Raw genomic sequence first — 23,128 nt, forward strand, 5'->3', positions numbered from 1 at the left:
GGAGATACTAACCTTTAACTTATTTTAATTTTAAATTATCTTTAATATTCCAAGCTGTGCAAAGCCCCAGAAGGATAAAAAGATTTGTTGCCGTTGGTGGCAACCAAAAAGCACCATCTGAAATAGAAGCAGTAAAGTATGCAACAAATGGAAGGAAGTATGGTGTCTTAACAATCCCCTTTAGCTTTGAAACAATAAAAAGGAAATAAAAAACAAGCAATGGAAGGCCAAATATTTGTAATATTGCCATTGGCAAGACTTCATAAATCTCATCAAACTTCCTATCAAAAAAAAGCATCCCGTTCATCAAGACCCAGAAGTTTTTATCAAGAAGGCTGAAGTATTCACTTATTTTCTCAATTCTTCCACTGCCCTGAGTGAGGTCACGATTAAATAATCTTTCTCGTGCAATTTCAGAAAAAAGATTATCTGTACTGAACACAACAATTAAAATCGCCGTAAGAAACAGAAACCCAATCAAAAACATAACAACTGCACTACCCGAATTATTCTTAGAAGTGAAAAACATCCAAACTAACCCTGCAATGAGTCCGAGATAAATTGAGACGGAAGCAGTAAGTAAAACCACAATGCAGAGTAATGAAATTGGGATTATTTGTTTCTTATCCGCAACCCTATTGTTTGCTATTACAGCAAAACCAATCAATAACAAGTTTGCACCAAAAAGGTTTCCATTCTGATAGGTTGACGTCGCTTTTAAATAACCTATCCCCCAGATCATATTATTTTTACCTGCAAGAAAATCAGGTGTTATAGCATCTTGATAGTTTGCGGTAATACCCGGAATAGTTACGGTATAATCACCAAAAATCTTCTGCATCAAAGCATATACAATAACTAAATAAAAAATAAGCAGTATGTACTTTCTCCACTCCTCAGAATTATTTAGTTTGAGAGCGCCGTAATAACAAAGAAATGAAAAATATGAGGTTAAATATGCAATTATTGATGCAGAATCAAGATAACTACTACCATAATATTCGCCCCCAGTAAAATTAAATTGATTAAATAGAAACATTACTAATACTAGAGCTACAGGTATTAGGAAAAAAACAATTTCCCTTTTCTTTTTAAGAATATAAAACAGCCCGGTCACCATGAAATAAAAGCTGCTTATCAATGAAATATAGAGTGGGAAGCCACCTATTTTCGCCCCCGCCTTAGGCAAGGCAAATGTCATAAAAAGAAGAAAATTTCGTAATTTTATCATTTTTAACCTTGACTATAGCGTTCAAATTCATTTCTGCTCTGTTACTGAAATGATTGTAGAATATTGTGATGATTTTTTTTCCACCAAATTCCCCCTGATTATAGGAGAACCGTTAAGATTCCTTGGCTTTAACACTTTCACATTAAATACTGGTTTGTCTAAAAACCAATTACTAAGGCTATTAACGTTATTATTTTCCAAATTAATGTTATTCTCATGGTTCATGACATTGGAAACACTCACCACAAACGTCCCAACATCGGGAAATATCTTAAAGAAGAAAGTATTATCTGATATTTCAAGCCTGCCATTGTTAGGGCTCATTAATTTAATTGATACATTTGAGAATGAATTGTTCTTTATAATTAAGTCATTTACAGTTCCATTCTGTTCAAAGTAAGAGTTAACACCATCTCCAATAAATGTATTGTTTATAAACTTTAAGTTCCTATTAGCCTGATTGAGCGTTGAGTTAAAAATTGCAGCAACAATATTTTCTTTTCTTGTTGATATGGAGGTGTTGTTTTCAAACAAAATATTTTTGCACAGAAAGAATGTTGCCAAGTTTCCATGTCTAAAATCTTTAATGATATTATTGGTCGCCTGAGAATCAGTGCAACCTTCGAAATCAACGCCGACATCACGCCCGTGACTGATGTTGTTAGAGTCAATAGAAACTGATTTACCCATCGACCCCCAAATGCCACCTAACTGTACATTTTTTATGTTGTTATTTGAAAATCGAATATTATAGACCTTCCTTTTATTACTCTCCGCCCCATCTTTATTAGGATTGGAATCCCCTCCCCAAAACATCATTCCATGATAATAACCATCGACAACACAACCTTCACATTCTGAGTTTTTTGTATAGTGAAGTTCAATGAAAGCTCTTCTGGTTTTTATCTTTTCCGATCCCCCCTCACAATTAGAAATAGTTATTTTATCGTTAAGATCCATGTCATTTATTAAATTATAGGATTTCATAACATCTGAGACAAACAGACGACATCCATTGCAAGACACATTTTTTATAGAAATTCCATGAGCGTTATTAACCACTTTAATAACCTCAACCGTATCATCATATGAATAAAAAGCACCTCCTTCAAATTCAATATCAGATTCCCCATCAATAATAAAAACACTAGATTCATTTTTTTTATTTTTGTTAACTTTTATAATCGCATCTTTAGAAAATGACAATCTTGAATTAGACGTTATCCTGATTGGCAAATCATCTATAACATACTTCCCTGCTGGAATATTCACTTCCTTTTTTTCTTGTAACATGTTTGATATATACTTAGTAATATCAATCTCATTAGTAGTCAGTGATGCTAAAACGAAACGATTCTTTAGAATCATTCCCAGCATTGAAATAATAATAAAATCCCTCCGCTTCAACTCTTCACCTTCCTATCATCATAATTAATAGAAATCCAGTTGGAACACTCAATTGGGTTCATACTACCATCTCACGAATATAATAACTGCATTTTTAAATCATTCAAAAAAACAATATATCTCAACCCCTACAAAAAATAAAATTTTCAACAACAATTTAAGTAAGAAGGATATCTTTTAGTTGAAAGTATTTTAAATTATCATACTAGCTTACGTGACTGTATATTCGCACTTCGTCATGCTGGCTCAAGTTATGATATTTATATTATCATACATTATAAAAAATGAAATGCTTCTCATTTTATGAAATGACGCAAATATAATCCTATTATTTGCGCCGATCCCCTTAGGTTAGCTTTTTTTAGCATCCGAATATGAATACTGTCTGTACTCATATCCATAATAACTGCTAAGCTTTTTAACAACTCCATTTAAGATGCAACCTTTAATTGCAACTCCGCTTTGTTCAAAACGTTTTATACTCATCTCCATTTCTTTAGGTGTATTTACCTCGAAACGAGTAACTAATAACGATGTTCCTGCGTAACGCCCAACTACCGCAGCATCTGTCACCGCTAAAATGGGTGGGGTATCTATCACGACAATGTCATAATTTTCTGAAGCCCATTTTATTAAATCCTGAAAGCGCCAGTGCATTAAAAGCTCTACGGGGTTAGGGGGTATTTCACCACGAGAAATAAAATCGAACCCGAGCCCATTAACAGTATTAATCCCTTGTTCAATTGTAGATTTTCCTGACAAAATATCTGACAGCCCATGTTCTATATTGCCTTTAAATAACTTATGTGAGTAGCCTTTACGCATATCCGCGTCAATGAATAATACTCGCTGGTTACTCATGGCCAGTAATGCTGTCATATTACTGCTAATAAATGTTTTCCCGGCGTTTGGACTGGCGCTTGATATCATCAATACATTATTTTTAGCTTCCATCATAATAAAGTGTAGGCTGGTTCGAAGCCCGCGTATCGCTTCTATTGCCAAATCAGCTGGGTTTTCCTTTGCCAGAAATAGCAGTTTCTCTTTGTCCCTGTTATTCTTATTTTCCTTCAAACTTTTATGTTTAACTACCATTTCTGAAAGAGGCACACTTGCGTACACATTAATCCCACGTTCTTCCAATTGCTCAGGAGATTCAATCCCCCTATGTAAAAACACCCTCAACAAGACTAAACCTACTGAAAAGACACCTCCTAAAACACACCCAATAAGTACTATTAATATTTTCTTTGGCTTAATTGGTCTTGGTTTAGTGACAGCGCTATCAATTATCCTGACATTACCTATCGCACTTGATTCAGCGATGCTTAACTCCTGCTGGCGATTTAGTAATTGCATATATATTGCCTGCCCAGATTCTACATCTCGACTTAAACGCAATACCTCTTGTTGAGTGGCAGGCATTGCTGATACACGCTGATTTAATTTATCTTTTTCCTGTTCTAATGTTTGTCTTTTCTCCAGCAAAGCTTTATATGTTGGGTGTGATTTTGTATATAGTTGTGATATCTCAGCCTCTCTAAATGTTAGTTCATTTAGTTGGTTATCAACATTAACTATCTGGTCTAAGGCAGATTTTGCTTCTAATGATAAGTCAACCGAATCACTTTTTTTCCGATAAGCGTTCAGCTTATCTTCAGAAGTATTCAAATCCTCTCTGACTTGAGGTAATTGCTTGTTCAGAAATTGAAGACTTTTTGCATCCTGTGCAGCTTGTCGCGAAATATTTTGCGCTAAGTAATTATCACTGATACTTTTCAATATTGATTGAATTAATGCGGGGTCATCTCCTGTTATTGTAAGATTTAATATTCCGGTATCTTTTCCTTGATCTACAACAGTAAGAGAATCCTGTAGATTATCAATTGCATCCAGATATGAAACGTAACTAATAGTGAAGCTTGTACCTGGAGTCGCATTCATCTCACTTACCAATAGTGAAATGCCTTTGTTTTCGATAAGTTCGCCAATCCTACCATCTAAATCCACGCCGTCACCAGAGACATGAAAATTATGATTGTCTTTTACTGTTAATGTTATTTTTTGTTTTCCGTCACCTCCTTGTAAGTAAAGGCGAGTTACAGCCAAGTTTCCCTTTGGTTTACCTGTGATGCGAGCCCAACCTCGTCCGAATATTGGAAAGTAATTCTGCTCTATTTTGGCTTGTAAGTTTAAATCTTCAACCGTTTTACCTAAGATCATGCGAGACTGTAACAATGCTATTTCAGGCGCTGATTCAGGCTGAGCATCTGGCAATATTTGACTGATGCTATTAATAAGTGCATTGCCTTGCTTTTGTTCAACCTGGATCATCGCATCAGCCTGATATATTGGCGTTGCAAATTGAGCATAAATGATTGCAATAGCTGTAAAAAGTGCTGTTAAAAATATTATTATCTTTCGATGGTCGAGTATCTCACCAATTAACCATCCCAGATCAACTTCATCAGAGTTTGGTGTATGAGGCTTTATTGAAGTAATAGATGACATAGATAAATTCCTAATGGTTAGCCACCCAGTTTAACTACCCAGCTTTGGCAGGCTTGATCGATTAACTGATATACAAAGTCAAATACTTCGTTGCTTTGATGGTATGGGTCTGGGATTTCTTTCTGGTCTAACCAATGCCCAAGCAACAACGTTTTCCCTCGCACCTCTGATGCGATACGCGTGACATATTCAATCTGTCGCTTTTCCATGACCAATATCAGGTCATACTGGCTTCCAATTTTTTGTGTAAATTGCCGCCCTTTATGTCCATCCAGGGACACATCATGTAATTCAGCTGTCAGTACTGCGGTTTCATCAGCTGTTGAGTCAACTAATGCTTTCACCCCAGCTGAATCAATTTTTTTACTAGGCAATAACTGCCGCAACCTTCGTTCTGCCATTGGAGAGCGGCAAATATTTCCAGTACATACCACTAATATTGAATCAAACATACTCGTTACCATGTACGGATATAACGTGTGGTTTCAACCATGTCATGCACGCCGCCAATGGTTGGAACAAGCTGGGAGATAACGCGGTTCCAGCGCACTATCGGTGCCGTTGTGACATAAACGATGTCGTAAGGTTGCAGCTGGAAGGCAGTACTCATCACCATTGCCGCTGCATCTTTCGCATTCAGCTGATAAATATTGGCAAGCTTGCCGTTTCCAGTGCTTCTGCTCAGCGGACGTATCACAAAAATGCCGGATGCATCTGCCATTTCCTGCGAGACCCCTTCTGCATTGCCCAGTGCTTCAGCAAGCGTCATGCCACTGCGATCCATCTTGAGGGTGGATTGCTTGTTAACTTCGCCCATGACAAACACTTTCAGGTCATCATTACGCGGAACAAACAAAATATCGCCAGGAGTGAGTAATCGGTTCTGCCGTAAATCGCCCTGCTGCATTAATGCCTGCAGAGAGATAAGGCTATCTTTGCCATCGTGCGTCAGCACCACATTACGCCAGTCCGCATCCGGGGCTAAGCCACCCGCTGCGTTGATGGCATCCATAATGGTCAACGGAATATTGCTGATCGGCTGCTGGCCAGACCTTACCACCTCTCCGGTGACATACGCTTTTTGTGAGCGGAACGCAGCGATGCTGACATCAACCTGCGGGCTTTCAATATAGGTCTTCAGTCGGTCGGCAATGTCAGTACGCACTTCATCGATAGTGCGTCCGGCAACCTTCACCTTGCCAATATAGGGATAGAAGATGGTGCCATCGGTGTTCACCCAGTTGCCGGTATCACTGGCGCTGCGGTACTGACCCGCAGGGGTGGTCAACTCAGGGTGATCCCACACTGTCACCATCAGGACATCACCAATGCCGATGCGGTATTGGTAGTTCTTAATTTGTTCTTCCAGCTGTGGGTTTGCGCTGGACATCACTGTCTTCGGTTGCAGAGATTCAATCAGCTTCGGTGTTAGCGGGTACACCGTAACGAACTTGTCGATATCCGTATTAGAGTCTGTCTGCTCTACCACATCCTTGTTACTGGTGGATAAATATTGTCCGGGAACAATGGTGCACGCGGAAAGTAAAAAAACAGATACCGCGATAGCGGATAATCTGAAAGGCATTGTCATCATCATGAGCTGAACTATCATCCTATTAAAAACACGAAAATAAAGCCTCTTCATAAAGAGACTAAAGAGGCATATAAAATGGAAATGTCATTAACTCGCCCTTAGTAATCCATCCCTGATTGGTTACGTTCTTTTCCATAAAAGAGATTTCTGAATGATGAAATGTCTCTATGCAGCATATGTAAATTATTAACCTTAAGTTTTCTCAGGGCTGAGTTCTTTTGCGCACTGATTGTCTTCGGGCTAAGCCCGGATGTCCGGGATATGCCGAGTATGTTCTCTCCTTTCAGTAATTCGCTGAGTACGTCAATTTCCCGGGGGGTTAAGTACATCGTCTTTCTTTCGGCGATTAACTTGTACAGATTGTGATGCAGCGGTGTTAGTCCATGACTGAGCTGATAGCTCAAAACAAATGTTGTCAGACAATTTCCGACAAAAAATTTCTCATTAGAATAGATGCTTATATCTTTATACAGCCTGATGGTTTTCAGGTCTGAGCTTATCGCTATAGTTATATCCTGCAGTCCCTTTTCGTGGACTCTTAAAGCTTCTCTTAACCCCAGCCTAAGGTAGTAATCATCGGAAATTATCCTCATATCTCTTTAACACCTACGCGATGCCCCCCAATGTTAATGACTATCTTCCGGTAGTGGTGGTGGTCGTGGTCGTACTGGTGTTGCTGCCTCCATTATTGCTGGTCGCCAGAGCCACGCCAGCCAGCAGTCCGATAGTGGACACGCCGATGACTACACTGTTGCCTTGAGCAAAGCTGGTCGCTGTGTCACCAGCGGCCGCACCAGTGTTCTGTGCTGTTGTCACTTCACCGGTCTGAGGATCAGCTGCATTCGCATTAAGGCTCAGCATGCCGGCTAATAACAATGTAGTTATTGCTGTGATTTTCATATTTATACCTTATTTATTTGTTGAGGGAAGATTATTGGCTTTTCATCCAACTTCGATTCAAGCTCATTCGCTTGCTTTCAGACACGCTACCGCCCTTAGCTTACTGGCGCCAATGTCCTGAAAATTAAATAATCAACGCAACAGACGCAGCTTCGCCTGCGCGAACCTGGCACAAAAATAATATGGGCAGAGAAATCCCGCCGCTTTGCTGTGAAAAGAAAAGAAAAAATAAGTAGGGTTATAATATGAATTTATTATTTAGACTTTCGATATTTTCAAGAAGTATGCTTTTAAAACATCCACCTTGTATAGCTTTTATGTCCTTTGCGATTGTCTGGCATTGTTCTGTGCTTTCCAAGCCTTCGATAATAATAAACTGACAGTAACGCATGATGTTTTTGATAATGACCGGCCATATTTTTGAATGGCTATAGAGCTTTAGAAAGTCACTATCGATTTTAACTGCGTCATAGAGATTCTCCTGTAACGCTCTCAGGCTTGCCTCGCCTGACCCTAAATCGCCCAGCCACAATCGGTAATTCTCCGCTAACTCCTGCAGTACCCGGTTGCTTCGTCCATCTGAAAGATTTGGAAAGCCTTCTGAAATCTCTAAACGTAAAAAGTGTTTTGATCTGGTTAATGCAGCGATTTCATCATCCTGTATGAGGATCGCTGCCTTTTCAAAATCAATGTCGATGGAGCATAAAATATTATTATTTTGAAAATATGCTGTTTTTTGATCGATGAGCGTCAGCTGCTCCTTCAGCAGTTTCTTTTTCTGTGCTTTGCTCGCCTTCCCACCCTGCCATGAAAGCCACCCTGGTGAGGCGCTCTCTGTGCGTACCTTAACTGCCAGAACATTCCCTTCTCTGTCTACTATCGGTTCCGCTTCAATACCACTGATAACTTTACCTGTTAAGACTTCGCTGAGATTCATGAGAATGTTTTCCTTAACACACATCAGATGATTCTCATTCTATGATCACTATTACCAATCAATAAACAGTTTAAGATCGGTTTTATCTATGTTTTTACCTATCAAAAAACAGCCGTTGATCGATCAATCCTTTCTTAAAATGAATAAATAGAGGATTACTCCAGCTTATTAGGAGAAATCAGATTAATGATTGGATATTTGCTTATGTATCAGATAGATAAATTATGTGACGGGAAATTTTTTATGAAATACAACTGGATGTTAATGGTTCGATATCGATACCTTAACCTGGATGGCGCCGGAAGCGTGAGATGTTAACGAATTGTTTATTTTTCAGGTCAAACATGGCTTGAATTGCTGCCTAAATGACTGATTAGCTGTCGAAAACAAACACATTAGTAACATTGTGAAATCATTAAACTTTTTGCCGCTTCGTTAAAAACACCGGTAAGTGGCCCTGTTCCAGGCCCAGTCTGGGTTGGACAAGGAAAAAAATACTGGTGAAAATTTCTGCAACATGGCTTTTAAAATTAATAATTAAGAAAACCTTAAGCAAAAAAAAACCACCCTGTCGGGCGGTTACCGGAGGGAGCTCTGCCATTCTCCATGGAACGTCACAGCATCAATTGGATAAATAGCATCATGAAATTGTGACTACTCCGCACATTGTCCATTCAATACCATCTGATACCCCGGAACCGTTTTCCATCTCTCATAATTATTCAGGGATTTACTGGCAGGCATCGTGATTGTGATTCGGATAACAAAATGGCAGGCAAAAAAAAGCCAGGTGGTTAACCTGGCCTTCTTCATCATCATTTGAGGTGGGTTTTTAATTCTTCGGCGGCCTGGCGCAGTGCGGTTTTTACTGCCGGGACGTTGCTCAGCGGATTCAGCAGACCGTAGTCATGAATCAGACCGTTGTAACGTGTCACCGTGACATCCACACCCGCTTCATCCAGTTTGCGGCCAAAGGCTTCGCCTTCGTCACGCAGCACATCCAGTTCCGCCGTCTGAATCAGTGTCGGCGGCAGGCCCTGCAACTGCTCACGGGTGGCACGCAGTGGTGAAGCCAGGATGCTGTTGCGATCCTTGTCACTGGTGGTGTAAGCATCCCAGAACCACTTCATCATATTGCGTGTCAGGAAGTAGCCATTTTCAAACTGGTTATATGAGGCAGTATCAAAATGTGCATCAGTAACCGGCCACAACATCACGTCATAACGAATCGCCGGGGTATGCTGCTGTTTTGCCTGCAACGCCACGGCAGCGACCATGTTGCCCCCTACGCTGTTGCCCACCAGCGCCAGACGTTTACCATCAACGCCGATTTCATGTCCATGCTCCGCCACCCAGCGGGTCGCCGCGTAAGCTTGGTTGATGGCGACCGGGAAGTGCGCTTCCGGTGAGGGCGTGTAGTTGACGAATACCGCTGCCGCGCCGGATTCCACCACCAGGTCACGCACCAGGCGTTCATGAGTCGGGAAGTCTCCCAGTATCCAGCCACCACCGTGGAAGAACATAAACACCGGCAGCGTACCGTGCGCACCTTTTGGTTTAACGATGTTCAGTTTCAGTGGCTGGCCATTTACCTCAATGGTTTTTTCCGTCACATCAGCGGGCGGTAACACTGCGCCTTTCTGCGCGCCAATCAGTACCTGACGGGCATCCTGCGGAGACAGCTGTTCCATGGGTTTTCCACCACTGCTGTTCAGCGCGTTCAGGAATGCCTGTACATGACGTTCCGGCTGCGGCTCTCCCGCTACACTTCCTGCGGATACAGCGGCCAGTGCGATGGCTAAAAATGTCTGTTTAAATTTCATGGTGAACTCCCTTTGATTTCTCACGATTATATCGCGTGCTATTTAAATGGTTGCGATGATTTGTCATCTGTTTGCTTCGGGGTTTAATTTATATAGTGCACTATCTAATAGCAACCTATTTGTTTTAATGAACTTACACCGTGAAGCCTATCCAATTGATAAGTAATCATTTGATGGCAAAGAGATCGCATTTTTTGTTAAAAATTGACGCCAGTCCGATGAAGGTGTTGCGTTACCGCAGGTAGGTTGCGCGATAGCTGCATAATTGAACCCTGGTGAAATATCGCACCGGGTGGTAGCGGCGTGATTTATCACGCGGGGTTTACCGGCACCGTGCAAAGTATTGCGCGATAAATCGCGCCGCTACGGATCCGTGCGGTTAATAGCCTGGTCGGCATAGGGGGTGAATGTATTCGTACCTGGATTGAAGAGAATTAAGACATAAAAAAGCCGACTGGTGAGGTCGGCATTTTTATCATGCAGCCTGAGAGATGACTCTGGCCGGATGTGACAGTCTTCATCTAACGTGAAAATAATATACGCTGACTGACTATTTTGTTACTTCTAATCACTATTAGCTATAGTGTTTTGACTGACTGAACTGTTCTGTCTCTCACCAGTTGCAGAAATTCCAATGCGGTTGTACCCCACAATTTTGGCACAAATGCCCCTTTATATCGCTCTGCAAAATCTTCCTCAACATCCTCACATTCAGAGAGAAACAGATCTATATCATCGACCAAGGCATATTTATTCCCTTTTCCGGCCCATGATAGCCAGGCCTCAATTTTGGGTTCAATCTCATGTCCTGGCTCAAAGTCAGTGTAGTTAGGCCCGAAGTAGACGTAAATCATTGAGTCCAGCTCATTGATATTAATTTTGTCCAATGTCATATCTCCGGAAAAGCAGTAAGAATGAAGTAGGGTTTACCATTCCAGGGTTGGAAATCCAGTACTACCCCGACGCCATGGCATTTAAAAACTTCCTGCGACCCTCTTTTTACCAGGATACCCGTCGATTGGTGAAACGTACGATGCAGGGTCATCCTCGCAGGAAGCCCAGGCGGTATGTTCCTGACCCACATTTCAATTTGGGATTTGTTGTCACGCACCACCTTGCTAATCAATTGCTCCGCCTCCTGAAGCGATCTGAAACAACCCGATTCGTATAGCCTCGGTTCTTTTTCAAATCGAGCTCGTAACTGCTCAGGCGTCTTGCCGATATGCTTTTCAAGTGTATGACCACCAGGTTTTCGACCGGTGAGTGATTCATGCTCAGCAATTTTTATGCGGCCTGACCGGATGGCTGTAACACGCACAGCGCCAATAGCCATAGCAAATCCCATGGGTATAGCTAAATCGACGGTCATACCGACATTCATTGCGGTTTTTTGATCGGCTCCCAGTGATTCTGCCAGAGCAACGGCCGAATTATAGGTATCGGTACTTGTTTGGCGTCCTGTCCAGATTTGCCGAATTGAAGCCTGAATAGTATCCAGACCGTGAGTACCGACAAAAACACAACCGGCCTTTGTCAGCATTGTTGGTTCAGGAACAATACACATTGCGCCAGCACCAAACATTTCTACAACACCGCCAGCCAAACCAAGCCCACCAAATAAACGATTACTGAGGGTCTCCCCCGCACTGATGCTTTTATCTGACAATACAGCTGCCATCTGAACCGGTGACAAAGCCACTTTTATTCCGTATTCATTATCCATGATGATTCGCTTCCTTTTGAGGTCCTTTTCGGATAGTACCAGCATCGGCTGGATTTTGTGCAATCCCGGTTATTCGGAAGAGCCGCAGAATGCGTCACGCCAAGCTGGAACCGGTCGCAGCCTTACACCTTCGCAACTCAATATAGTGCCTGGGCAGCGCTTATGGCCGGACGAGTCGTCACGTAGACACTCACCAAACCAACCCCATCAACGCAGCTGCGCCGGAGATGATCCAAAGCGGTGTTTAAAACGCTCGGCAAAGCGGGAGACGGAGCGGTAGCCACAGGCATCGGCCACTTGCGTGAGATTCCAGTGCGTGGTCTGGATCAGCATCAGCGCATGGTGCATACGGATGTCCAGCAGCAGCTGCTCGAACCTGACGCCTTCCTGCCGGAGGCGACGGCGTAGTGTGGACTCACTCATCGCCAGTGCGTCACCGGCCAGGCGGGCAGTCCAGTTTCGTTCCGGCGCTTCTCGTAACAGATTGCTCAGGCGGGGAAAAATGCCCTGCCGCTGTGGCAGCGCAAAGCGCAGCTGCTGTTCTGCTAACACCAGCAGCAGGTCAAAGATTTTTAGCCGGATGCGGTCATCGCTGACCAGGGGATTCTCAAGGGCCACCAGCAGCTGATGCAGTGAATCATCGAGGCTTGCGCTCATTTCAACCGTGCTGAGCTGGGGATTTTTTTTAACTGCGGAAAGCGGTTCCTGAAAATGCTGGTAAAAGTTTTCCAGCACATCCGGGCTGATATTAATCAACAACGAGCGAAACGGCGTATGTCGGTCAGCGGGATATTTTATATAGTCGATATCCACGCCCTGGTCGATAAATCCCAGCATTGAAGGTGAGTTGAGCGTATGACGCTTTCCGGCACAGGCAACCTCTATCCTGCCAGACAAGACCAGCAGCAGCGTCGGTGCAAAAAAGAAAAACGAACTCGCCTTCTGTTCAATCTTCAGCCTCGGCCAGGCAACCGAAATCAGGTTATCCCGGCTGAGGCTATGGCCGGACAATCCAGACCAGAAGAAATGCTCCTCTGCCGCTAATGATGCACATTCTCTGGTCATGGTGTTCTGCCGTTCAGATCGGATTAAATTTTCACGTCGGGGTTAAGGGTATACAGCCCGGTCAGGCTCGCTTTCGCCAGCACATCACTGTTCTCCACTGCGCGAAGGATATTAGCACCGGTCAGCTCCCCTTCCACGGCTAATGACGGCGCGGACAGGGCATACAAGGTAAACACATAATGGTGGACAATCTCGTCATTCCACGGCGGGCAAGGGCCATCGTAGCCATAATAAGTTCCGCCCATCGCTTCGTCACCGGCAAACCACGCGGTGTAATCATTGATGCCATGCTTCAGGCCTGCTGGCGCATCCGGGCCCGGTTTCCCCTTGGCTGTGATGCCGTTCGATTGCGCACCTTCGGCAATTTCCTGCTGTGTCGCCGGAATATCAAACAACGACCAGTGATAGAAGTCAGTGCGCGGCAGCGAAGCCGGGACCACTTTACCTTCCTGATTCACGTTTTCCCCGCTGGTCGGCACATCGTAGTCATGGCAGATCAGCACCAGTGACTGCGTACCCGCAGGCAAATCGGACCAGCCAAAATGCGGGTTAAGGTTGTCAGATAACCGGACATGACTTGTTGCGTCATAAACCGCAAAGCTGTTCTTACCGGGAATGACATCCCCGTCGTTAAAGCTGTGGCTGAATAATTTCATTCTCTTCTCTCATCTGTGTGCGGATTGAACGATAAACAAAAAACGCCAGCCTGATTATAGGCGGCTTCTTCCGTTGAGAACGTCCTTATCCAGTCAAATTTACTACCAGGACCATCATTTTGACCGGGTAGCGCAGATCCGGGCCATAACGATGGGCACCGGCACGATACATTTCTCGCAACTGCGCGCCATACGGCGCTTTTTGTTCCGGCAGGGGAATATACTGGTGGGTGCCACAGGTGGTGTCCCACGCACAAAACAAAGGATTGTCTATGAATTTCTCCCCGGTATCCGTTGCGCATTTCTCGTCGATCACTTTATACAATGACGATGGCACAGCCGCTGTACTACCTTCATCGATCACCTCTGTCACCCCTGCCTGCCTTCAGCCGCAAACAAATATGAATATTCCTCAACCGCGGGTGGAAGTTTTAAGCTTTGTCAGAAACCCGAATCCGGCAGACAGTACCGGAGTGATTAAAAGCAGCTGGCAACAATTTGATTACGAGAAGAAATCTCTAAACCGGCTGCTCCTGACACTCCTCCATAACGATGTACAGGCGCTGGGCCTGGAAAAAAACGGGCAACTGAGAGAAAGCATCATCAATGCGCAGTTGCCCATTGATCCCGCAACGGTGACAGCTGTCCTGCTGGAGTACGCGAAAAATTTCCCGAAAACGCTGAGAGCCTGGTTTCCCCAGGCCTGGCAACGCGTCAGGCACAGTAACGCCACAAACTGGGAAAAACTCATGGTGTTGCTGGAAACGAAAAACAGTCTCAATATCACCCGGCTGGCGCTCCTGTATCTGCTGAACGTGTCGGGTGAGCGCAGGTTTAGCTATGAACTCGTGAGTCGCGCGCTGTCGGCCAGCTATGCCATTCCGTCGTTATCCCTGACTCACTGGATTGACCATACCCTCAAACATGCCGCTGCCAGTGACGAATCACGCACCAAATGGCTGGGAATGCATCTCCGGGGCGCGTCCGCCTTGCAGCTTAGTCATATTTCGTCTTTCCAGTTAATCAAAGGGTTGCGGGATGCAGGCATAAAGCTGGATTTCAATCAGGTCGATCATGCGCTCACGGTAGCCAATCTCGATATTCCGCAGGCGGAACGGGATCGGTTCACACAAGCATGGCTGGATTTTAAACCCGGCTATCAGCCGGTAAAACTGACCCGCAAAAGGCGGGTTAACCCATCACGCCCGCCGAGGTCGAGACCGGTAAAAGCCCGCGCCCGGACGACAGCGTCTCCTCCGCAACGCATCGACAAGCACCTTTCTGCGCAGGAATGAATTTCCCTTCATCAACGGCTGGGAAAAGTTAATGTGCTGTCTTTGGTGTGCCGGAGAGGATCCGACTCATATTACGCTGTATCGCCTGTTCAAATGCCGCGCCAGTACCCCATTACCGCCTGAAAACACATTGGCAGAATCGCCAGTCGTCCCCGACCCACATGAACCGGGATGGTTAGATATGGATCTTGACTGGCAGGACATTATCATCGAGCCGCTGAGCGGTTTTGAGGAGTTTTATGACATGGCTCCCGGTAGCTGAGTTGCTAACAATCTGGCGGAATTTCTATGAACATCAATGCAGATCCGACATCCCCGGCAAGGCCATCCCTCTCCGTCGCCACCCCATGCAGTACAATGGCCCCGAATATCTCCAGCGTCACACAAAGCAGCCATCATCTTTTCCCGTCCCGCGCGCTGACCCAGCCATCGCTAGAAAAACGGCTGGAATTTTACTGGGCAAGGGTAGCGAAAAATGAAACCCCTGTTGGCAGGACAGAACAACTGCTGTTTCAGCTTAACGTGCAGGAACTGGCTGCAGTGACCAACGCACAGATATTAAGATTCCTGCACAGTAAAAAAGTATCTGTACAGCGGGTCAGCGTGAGTTGTGCCCTGAGAGCGGCCAGAGCCGTGGTCTCACCCGAAGACCTTCAGCTGATTGAAAAACTCTGGCAAAGCCTGCCTCAAGGGCCGGATCCTCTGAGTCAGGTCAGAAAAATGCTGCGGCTGGAAGCATGCCCGCAACTGACTCAGCCAGAAATGCGCAAAGCGCTGTGGCATATTCAGGTGTTTGTTTCTGCCTCGACGATGGCACAGGTGATGTCGGTCGCCTGGCTAAACATCCCTAAAGAAACCAGTGCGTTAATTAAGCGCTGCTGGGAGAATCATCCGGTTTCCCACCATCCCCTGAACCGGCTGGTTTCATTGTTACTTCTGCCCGAGATCAAGGCGCTGTACCGGACTGAACCACAGTTGAATCGTGCGCTGGAAGATGCCGGTCTGGACATCAACTACGACAGAGTGCGAAAAGCGCGACTGGCGCTGGCAGAAAACTTAACTCAGGAAATGTGGCAGTGGTTTCAGGATAACTGGGTACAGGTTCCCCGCCATGAGACAAAATGGCAGCGGGTCATGACCCTGCTGAAGCAGAAAGGTGCTCTGGCGATCACCTCGCCACAGCTGTGGACCCTGATGTTAATCGCGGATGAGAATATCAGTCCTTCGGTGATGAGTAGCGCCCTTGCCACCCACAATGCGAAAATTTCCTCCGGGTTACGGGCATGGATCGAGACAAGCCTGGCAAATGCACCCGGCAGGGATAATAAATCGCCCATGATGTGGCTGGGTCTGCTCCTTCTCCAGTCCAGCGCACAGCCTGTTACCGCTGCCGAGTTGCAAAAGGTACTGGAGGAAAAAGGCATCTACCTGCACTACGGCGCGGTGGTTCATGCGTTGTCTGCCGCCAGAGCAGAAGTCACTGATGAGCAATTAACGCACTTCAGGCGGGCCTGGGAAAAAGTCCGCCCCTCACCACATTCGGCCAAAAATGTGCGGCTGGTAGGCGTGCTGCGCCAGCCCGATTGTCCCAGAATTAATGGTCCCTCCGCTTTTATGCGCTATCTGTGGCTGTAGGACAGGACGAAGGGGTCTCGACCCTGAGCCGTGCTCTCCGGGACGCCAGGGTGTTCCATTCCTCACGTCAGTCAGCCCCTCGGGAGGATAATACCTTGCTGGATATGGTGTTAGATATGGAAGCCTCACCGCCTGCGGGCAGCAGCCAGTCGCTACCTGCATTTGCAACCATCAGGGGAGCAGAGAGCACGCGATGATGACCATGAATTTTCCGGGCAGAAGGCAAAAAAAAAACCATCACCCTGAGGTGATGGTTCTGCTGATACGGGATTAACGCAGCTTATCGACGGTCAAGCGAGAAGCGGCCCGGACCGATCAGCGCCAGCAGCAGCAGGCCGCCAATGATGCTGATATTTTTGTAGAAGTTAATCATGTTGGCATACTGATCCATACCCGTCATGTGCCAGTAAGGATGACCGATAAAGGAGGTCACCAGCGTGTACACCGCCATCAGCAGCGCCAGCGGACGGGTAAAGAAACCCAGCGCAATCAACACACCAAAGCCAAACTCAGCAATCACGGCAACCGCGGCGGCGACAGACGGCAGAGGCAAACCGAGGCTCTGCATATATCCGGCGGTATAACTGAAAGCGGTCAGTTTCTGCCAGCCAAAAATAATGAACAGCACCATGAGAGCAACACGCGCAATAAGAATGATGGTGTCACGATAGTTATCCAGTGAAATGTAACGCATATCAGTTTTCCTTGAAAAAATTAAAAAGAGTCAGTTTTTAGTTTAGGTTCAAAACAGATGTCGGTAACAAGGTTGATAACCTTGGCTGCATTTGATGAAACAAGAATACTCGTAAACCAATCCACTGCACAATTCACATTTTTGCACTTTATTTTATCGATTTAGTTGACAATACTACCCCTGTAATCTTTGTTTATTGTAATAACCGAAAGGGAATTCCTATGCAGGCAACCTCTGTTCCTTCTGTATCGACGCTGCCACAGCGCCAGACCACATCGTCCCCTGACCGCCCCAGACAACTGGTTTCTCACCTCCATAGCGTTCAACAAAACCCACAGAATCTGAGCTCCTCCCGCCGGAAGAGGAAAGCCAAATCAGCAACCCCGGACAATCCCTGCTTAAACGCCCTCAGAAACGATTTCCCTTTCTACTGGCAAAAGGTTTCTGACAAAGCCAGTCTCGGCAGCCGTATGGAGATGCTGCTGTGGCAGTTTAAACCCGAGGATATTAAGAAAATAAAAACCAACGATTTTCATAGTCTGCTGCTGGAAAATAAAATCGTGGTAGGTGCCACTACAGTCGAGAATGCATTGAAGACCGCCAATGCCAGTATTTCGCAGGAAGATCGCCAGAAGATTAAAACGCTCTGGGATCAGAACAAAAATGAACCAAACTGGATTGTGCGACCGAGGCCATTGTTGCACCTGAACCTGACGCGCAACCAGATTCGACGCGCCCTGCTGGAAATGCCTGACAACCCAATCAATATCGATATCACTACCCTGAAGCAGGCTATCTGGACCTCAGAATCCAATGCCAGCGCTGAAGAAGTGACCTGGGTACAGAACGCGGTTAAGCAGGAACCACCGGGTAAAAATATCATCGCCTGGCTGGTTGATATCCAGCGGCGGCCGGATTATCAGGAGCAGGGAGCGGGAAGATTGCATTGCGCGTTAGGCAAAGCCGAAATCACGGTCAAGATGCAGACGGTGACTCAGGCCAAAACGTTATTCAGGACCCGAACCACCGGTGACCAACAGGACTGGTTCAGCAAAAACTGGTCAGCCATCTCTGCCCGCAAAATTTCGATGAGAAAGAAAGTGGACAGGATACTGAAGCAGGAAGGATGCCCGGAAATGACGACCTCGCAATTGTGGTGTCTTTTTCATGATGCAAAGAGGAGTATCAGTTACTCGGTTGCTTACAAAGCGCTGGCATCCGCCACCGGGGTGCAACCAACGCCGAAGCAAAAAAAGACAGTGAAGCAGCTATGGCACCGAATAGACCCGGAAACCAGAATGAGTCGGCTGAAGCGGTTGGGTAAACTCTTACGCGCACCTGAAGGGGCCACACTCTCTCCACTGGTGATTCAGCATGCGCTCAACGATCCGCACTATATCATCACCAATGTCATGATGGAGTACGCTCAGGCGGCGCTTAATGCTGACATCTCAGCTGCCGATCTGGCATGGATAAAGCGTCTGCGGCCACGACTCAACCTGAAGGCCAAACGCAGTGAGCAGTTGAGGCAGATTGAAGCAGTCCTGAAACATGAGCAATGCCCGCAGAATATCACGCTGTCAAAACTGCTACGCTTACTGTGGGAAATTGATGGGGATGTCACTCCCAGCATGATCATGACAGCGTTGAAAAATATCAAACGCCAGTCTGCGGGTGACATACCGACGGCTTTTTTCCAGCCTTTGCCCGCCAGGGAAAACCGCGGAGCCAGAGCGCTGCCGGACGCCATGGATATTGATGAAAACTCATCCAGCGCTTATTTCCTCCCCGATCCTCCCGCGCTACCGGCCCCGGCAATCACACCGGTGCTGAACCACAAAGCCCCCCCTGCCTCCCTTTACGACATTGAAAAAATGGAGGTTCTGATACGGAATTCCCATGTTTAGTTTACGCGTACCTTCATCATCGTTTATCACTGCCCCGCCAACAGCAGCCCCGGCCACAACCAGGCCGGGACAACTCAGCGCCAGCATCGCCACCGTGAAACAAAGCCACCACCACTTCGGCCAGAAGCAAGGAACCGCAGCACGGAACGCACTGGAAACGCAATTTAAAACACACTGGCGCGAGATTTTTGCCGCCGGAAGTCCGGTAAGCCAGGTGGAGAGGCTGTTATTAACCCTCAGCGCTAAACAGGTTCGCCAGTTGACGGCAAAAGGGGTTTATCAGTTTCTGGAAGGTAAGATAAACGTCGGGTTGCCGGGCGTGGAAAGCGCGCTGACGGTGCTCCGATCCCATGTTTCCAGAGAACACCAGACGCTGATCAACACAACCTGGGAAAAGCTGCATTGCCAGAACGAAAAAATTGGCAAGTATTCGTTAGCGATGCGTCTGCAAAAAGAATTGGGTCATCTGGAACTTCGCCCGGCACAGTTTCGACGCGCATTGCTCGACGCCGATGATATCCCGGACATCACCATTCTCAGCCAGGCCTCCGTCGCCTTAAATATTGACGTCAAAGAGGAGGAGCTCGAGTGGGTCTTACAAAACCTGCAAAGTCTGCGTCATCAATACCATTGCCAGATAGACCTGCTGGTCGCGCTGCAATCTCTGCCCGATTATCATGAGATGACGGCAATGAAGTTGTTCGTTGTGATGGAGCTTGCTGAAGAGAAAATGAGCCTGCCGCTGGTCAAACTATCGCAATCAGCCTTTAAAGCCAGGCCAACGGAAGAACAGCAGCAATGGTTTGACCGCAACTGGACCAGCTCTGCCACCGGCACCAAATGTGATCAACTGATCAACCTGCTTTGCCAGGAACCTGCGCCCGCGATGGCCGTGGCTGATCTCTGGCGGCTGCTTTTTAATGCTCGGGTGAGCATGAGCATGTCTCTGGTGCGTAATGCGCTGAAGTTCATCGTTCATCTGAAGGAAATGGTGCAGCTACACTGGCACATGGTGTGTCCGACCGGCAATATGACGCAGCTGAAGCAACTTGGCATGATGCTTTTCAGCCTGAAAAACTCCAATATCAGACCCGTTCAGGCGCTGTCTGCACTGAAAATTGCGGGTCTTCCTGCGGCAGACGCCGAATTAAAGGGGTTGTGCCTGTCTGCCTACAATTCGATCCTGTTAACAGAAGAACTGAACTGGATCCGGCGAGTCTGACCGCCTTTATCCATGCTGGACGTATCTCAGCAGCAACAGCTACAACTGCTGCGCCAGCAGGGATGCCCGAAGGGGATGACGGCAGCCAGACTGCTGCGTCTGCTGTGGGAAATTGGCGAGGACATCAGTTTCCACGACCTGAGCGCAGCTTATGGCAATGCGGATGTTCGCACCCCGTGATCAACCGGCAGCCAATTCGACAGGCTGGCGCGTCACTCTGGTCAGCCGTTCACCACCCGCAGCCGTCACCCGCACCGTTTCACTGAACGCCATCCCCTGGGCAGACAGGTACATATGGAACACCATATCGGCTTCGAGTTGCCAGTGCGCTCCGGGATGAAACGCACCGGAGAAGTCACTCGGGCGTGGCGTGCGCGTGTACAGCCCCAGCGCATAACCGGTGACATTAGTGAAAGCGGTACGTAATCCGCTGCTGAGCAACGCATCCCGTGCCAGTGCATCCACCTCACTTGCCAGCATCCCTGGTTTCATCGCCGCGATTTGGCGGTCCTGAATCATCAGCAGTTGCTGTACCAGCTCGTGCTGCGCCTGACTTATCTCCCCCACCACAAACGGTCGCATCACGCGGGCGCTGTAATGATTCACTTTCGGGATCAGTTCCACATGCAGAATATCGCCGCGTTGCAGACGTTGCTCATGACTGCTGGCATGCAGAAACCCACTGTCACCGCTGGCGATAACAATCGGCCCGGTTTCCCCGGTGTCCGCACCCTGTTCCAGAAAATGACTGGCCGCCAGCGCGGCAACATCACGCACACGCCAGCCAGAGGTCACTGTGCTGCCTATCTGCCGCATGGTAAAGTCGGCGATGGCTGCGGCGTGGCGCAGCGCATCCAGCTCAGAGGCACTTTTGACACTGCGCAGCGTATCGCTGATGCCGGTTAAATCGCGCCATCCCACGCCCGGCAAATGGCGGGACAGCTGCTGCCAGCTGTACACCGTCATACCGTAGGAATAGAAATCAGCGCCGACTTTGGCCGTGGCATAACCGCGCTGCATCAGGCTGTCTGCCACGCTTTGCCAGGGATCGGCCCAGTCGGGATAGCTGACCACCTCCAACTCTGGTGATTGTGTGCGACAGGGCACCTCATCCAGTTGCCGCAATACCATCCAGGGTGCGCCGGAAAGGGGCACCAGACAGGCGCGATACAGGGTTTCCGATACCGTGTAACCGGTCAGCCATGCCAGCATTTCGCCGTGATCAATCAGCATCACCTCAACGTCAGCCTGTTGCATCGCCGCGCGCAGGCGGGTCAGTGCGTCCTGTCGCATGGTTATGCCTCAACCGGCTGACAGATTTCGAGGATCGCCAGCAGGTAGATCCGCACCATATCAAGGAAGTCGCTGATCTCCACACGCTCATCCGGCATGGTGTTGTACTTGCCGCCAGGACCGCAGACGATCCCTTCCATACCGGCATGCTGATAAAAATGCGCAGCATCGGTACCAAAAAATGCCGGTGGCGTGATGACCCCGGTGGGTTGCTGTGTACCCCGCACGCGCTGCCAGCCATGATTCACCGCTTTCACAATCGCGGATTCCGGCGAGACCTCAAACGGCAGCATGGTCGGTTTATCGCGCACACCATCGTCAAACAGCTCAGCTTTCAAACCCGGATAGCGGGCGCAGAGTTGATCCAGCAATGCCTGGAGATCGGCCAGCACGCCTTGTACCGTCTGCCCTGGCGCGAAACGGGCGGAACCTTTCAGCCGCACGAAGTCCGCCACCTGCGGCGGGCGCCACTCTTCCAGCTCGCGACCCAGCGCACCGTGCACCGTGCCGATATGGCCCCGGTTCACTTTCAGATGTTCTTCGCTTCTGGCACCGCTAAAGGTCATGCTGTTAATTTGCGGGATCAGCTCAACCGCCGCCGCAATGGCATCCACCGCTTCTTCGCGCTTGGAGAGATGACGGGTATCGCCGGTCAGTTCAATGGTGAACATCAGCGATCCGGCGTGCATGGTGAGCGCCTGTAAATCGGTGGGTTCGGCGTTAATAAAGTAATCGGCGCGTACTCCCTGCTCTATCGCCGCCAAGGTACCAATGCCGCCCTGCAACTCGCCCACCACGTAAGTGAGGATCACGTCGCCTTTCAGCTTTACACCGGCATCAATCAGGGTTTTCAGGGCGCAGAAATAGGCCGCATCTCCAGCTTTCATATTGGAAACGCCGATGCCGTAAATAAATTGCTCGTCAATTTTCCCCGCCCAGGGATCCACAGTCCAGCCTTCGGTCACCGGGTTGGTGTCGAGGTGGCCGTTAAACAGCAGGCTGTGCCCCCCGCCGCTGCCGGGCAGACGACCAATGGCGTTAAAACGATCGCCGGGCACTTTTTGCAGCTCAGCTTCCAGCCCCAGTTCGCTCATCTGCGCTGCCATGTAGCGGGCTAACTCACGTTCACCGTCTGTGGCACTATAACTTTTGTGCTGCACCATTTTCGCCAGGAAACTCAGGCAATATTCACGATCAATATGATGGATCAAATCTTCAGGTTTCATTCAGAGTCT

The 23,128-nt window shown here is 47.4% G+C and carries 23 protein-coding genes; 6 read left to right on the forward strand and 17 right to left on the reverse strand.

Annotated elements, in window-relative coordinates:
• Positions 1-19: 19 nt before the first annotated feature.
• The 14 genes from RCF31_RS23560 to RCF31_RS23625 form a co-directional block, all read right to left on the reverse strand.
• On the reverse strand, positions 20-1,231 hold the full coding sequence (locus RCF31_RS23560) for a hypothetical protein (protein ID WP_416414106.1): 1,212 nt from the start codon (positions 1,229-1,231) through the stop codon (positions 20-22).
• Between the two features lie 27 nt (positions 1,232-1,258).
• Positions 1,259-2,524 carry a right-handed parallel beta-helix repeat-containing protein gene (locus RCF31_RS23565; protein ID WP_416414107.1) on the reverse strand — a complete coding sequence of 422 codons (1,266 nt, stop codon included), beginning with the start codon at positions 2,522-2,524 and terminating at the stop codon, positions 1,259-1,261.
• Between the two features lie 465 nt (positions 2,525-2,989).
• Positions 2,990-5,149 (reverse strand): polysaccharide biosynthesis tyrosine autokinase, encoded by a 2,160-nt coding sequence (locus RCF31_RS23570; protein WP_416414109.1) that lies wholly within the window; start codon positions 5,147-5,149, stop codon positions 2,990-2,992.
• 17 nt (positions 5,150-5,166) lie between these two features.
• A complete protein-coding gene (locus RCF31_RS23575; protein ID WP_416414110.1) occupies positions 5,167-5,601 on the reverse strand; it encodes a protein tyrosine phosphatase in 435 nt (144 codons plus the stop codon).
• A gap of 5 nt (positions 5,602-5,606) precedes the next feature.
• Positions 5,607-6,743 (reverse strand): polysaccharide export protein, encoded by a 1,137-nt coding sequence (locus tag RCF31_RS23580; protein ID WP_416414159.1) that lies wholly within the window; start codon positions 6,741-6,743, stop codon positions 5,607-5,609.
• A 98-nt stretch (positions 6,744-6,841) separates the two neighbouring features.
• On the reverse strand, positions 6,842-7,336 hold the full coding sequence (locus RCF31_RS23585; RefSeq protein WP_416414112.1) for a helix-turn-helix domain-containing protein: 495 nt from the start codon (positions 7,334-7,336) through the stop codon (positions 6,842-6,844).
• A 40-nt stretch (positions 7,337-7,376) separates the two neighbouring features.
• Entirely contained in the window at positions 7,377-7,643 is a 267-nt protein-coding gene (gene yjbE / locus RCF31_RS23590; protein ID WP_416414113.1) for an exopolysaccharide production protein YjbE, read from the reverse strand.
• Positions 7,644-7,881: 238 nt separating this feature from the next.
• The gene (locus RCF31_RS23595; RefSeq protein ID WP_416414115.1) at positions 7,882-8,580 is read right to left on the reverse strand and encodes an EAL domain-containing protein; all 699 of its coding nucleotides are present in this window, start codon (positions 8,578-8,580) and stop codon (positions 7,882-7,884) included.
• Positions 8,581-9,395: 815 nt separating this feature from the next.
• A complete protein-coding gene (locus RCF31_RS23600) occupies positions 9,396-10,403 on the reverse strand; it encodes an alpha/beta hydrolase (protein ID WP_084878758.1) in 1,008 nt (335 codons plus the stop codon).
• 578 nt (positions 10,404-10,981) lie between these two features.
• Positions 10,982-11,296 carry a contact-dependent growth inhibition system immunity protein gene (locus RCF31_RS23605; protein WP_084878755.1) on the reverse strand — a complete coding sequence of 105 codons (315 nt, stop codon included), beginning with the start codon at positions 11,294-11,296 and terminating at the stop codon, positions 10,982-10,984.
• Entirely contained in the window at positions 11,293-12,126 is an 834-nt protein-coding gene (locus tag RCF31_RS23610; RefSeq protein WP_416414116.1) for an RNase A-like domain-containing protein, read from the reverse strand. Before RCF31_RS23610 ends, RCF31_RS23605 begins: the two co-directional genes overlap by 4 nt.
• Positions 12,127-12,333: 207 nt before the next feature.
• Positions 12,334-13,191 carry a helix-turn-helix transcriptional regulator gene (locus RCF31_RS23615; RefSeq protein ID WP_416414117.1) on the reverse strand — a complete coding sequence of 286 codons (858 nt, stop codon included), beginning with the start codon at positions 13,189-13,191 and terminating at the stop codon, positions 12,334-12,336.
• 23 nt (positions 13,192-13,214) lie between these two features.
• Complete coding sequence (locus RCF31_RS23620) at positions 13,215-13,847, reverse strand: YbhB/YbcL family Raf kinase inhibitor-like protein (RefSeq protein WP_416414118.1); 633 nt, start codon at positions 13,845-13,847, stop codon at positions 13,215-13,217.
• Between the two features lie 85 nt (positions 13,848-13,932).
• Entirely contained in the window at positions 13,933-14,211 is a 279-nt protein-coding gene (locus tag RCF31_RS23625) for a hypothetical protein (protein ID WP_416414120.1), read from the reverse strand.
• 37 nt (positions 14,212-14,248) lie between these two features.
• Between RCF31_RS23625 and RCF31_RS23630 the strand changes: the two genes are divergently transcribed.
• Genes RCF31_RS23630 through RCF31_RS23640 form a run of 3 tightly spaced genes read left to right on the forward strand, consistent with a single transcriptional unit; the run spans position 14,249 to position 16,777 of the window.
• The gene (locus RCF31_RS23630) at positions 14,249-15,142 is read left to right on the forward strand and encodes a hypothetical protein (protein ID WP_416414121.1); all 894 of its coding nucleotides are present in this window, start codon (positions 14,249-14,251) and stop codon (positions 15,140-15,142) included.
• Between the two features lie 31 nt (positions 15,143-15,173).
• Positions 15,174-15,404 (forward strand): hypothetical protein, encoded by a 231-nt coding sequence (locus RCF31_RS23635; protein WP_416414123.1) that lies wholly within the window; start codon positions 15,174-15,176, stop codon positions 15,402-15,404.
• Between the two features lie 26 nt (positions 15,405-15,430).
• Positions 15,431-16,777: a hypothetical protein gene (locus RCF31_RS23640; RefSeq protein ID WP_416414125.1), complete on the forward strand. Its 1,347-nt coding sequence runs from the start codon at positions 15,431-15,433 to the stop codon at positions 16,775-16,777.
• 280 nt (positions 16,778-17,057) lie between these two features.
• Here RCF31_RS23640 and RCF31_RS23645 read toward each other — a convergent pair whose 3' ends face one another.
• Positions 17,058-17,471, reverse strand: coding sequence for a DoxX family protein (locus RCF31_RS23645; RefSeq protein ID WP_084878731.1), 414 nt, complete (start codon positions 17,469-17,471; stop codon positions 17,058-17,060).
• 221 nt (positions 17,472-17,692) lie between these two features.
• On the opposite strand from RCF31_RS23645, the gene RCF31_RS23650 reads away from it, so the two are divergent.
• Genes RCF31_RS23650 through RCF31_RS23660 form a run of 3 tightly spaced genes read left to right on the forward strand, consistent with a single transcriptional unit; the run spans position 17,693 to position 20,780 of the window.
• On the forward strand, positions 17,693-19,378 hold the full coding sequence (locus tag RCF31_RS23650; RefSeq protein ID WP_416414126.1) for a hypothetical protein: 1,686 nt from the start codon (positions 17,693-17,695) through the stop codon (positions 19,376-19,378).
• Positions 19,371-20,600, forward strand: coding sequence for a hypothetical protein (locus RCF31_RS23655; protein ID WP_416414127.1), 1,230 nt, complete (start codon positions 19,371-19,373; stop codon positions 20,598-20,600). The genes RCF31_RS23650 and RCF31_RS23655 overlap by 8 nt, the downstream gene beginning before the upstream one ends.
• Positions 20,601-20,612: 12 nt before the next feature.
• On the forward strand, positions 20,613-20,780 hold the full coding sequence (locus RCF31_RS23660; protein WP_416414129.1) for a hypothetical protein: 168 nt from the start codon (positions 20,613-20,615) through the stop codon (positions 20,778-20,780).
• Here RCF31_RS23660 and RCF31_RS23665 read toward each other — a convergent pair whose 3' ends face one another.
• Together RCF31_RS23665 and RCF31_RS23670 are read right to left on the reverse strand one after the other, a co-directional pair.
• Positions 20,781-21,893, reverse strand: a complete 1,113-nt coding sequence (locus RCF31_RS23665; RefSeq protein ID WP_416414131.1) for a M24 family metallopeptidase — start codon at positions 21,891-21,893, stop codon at positions 20,781-20,783.
• A 2-nt stretch (positions 21,894-21,895) separates the two neighbouring features.
• Positions 21,896-23,119: a M20 family metallopeptidase gene (locus RCF31_RS23670; RefSeq protein ID WP_416414132.1), complete on the reverse strand. Its 1,224-nt coding sequence runs from the start codon at positions 23,117-23,119 to the stop codon at positions 21,896-21,898.
• Between the last annotated feature and the right edge of the window lie 9 nt (positions 23,120-23,128).

The organism is Pantoea sp. App145, from assembly GCF_047947045.1.
Taxonomy (GTDB): Bacteria; Pseudomonadota; Gammaproteobacteria; order Enterobacterales; family Enterobacteriaceae; genus Pantoea.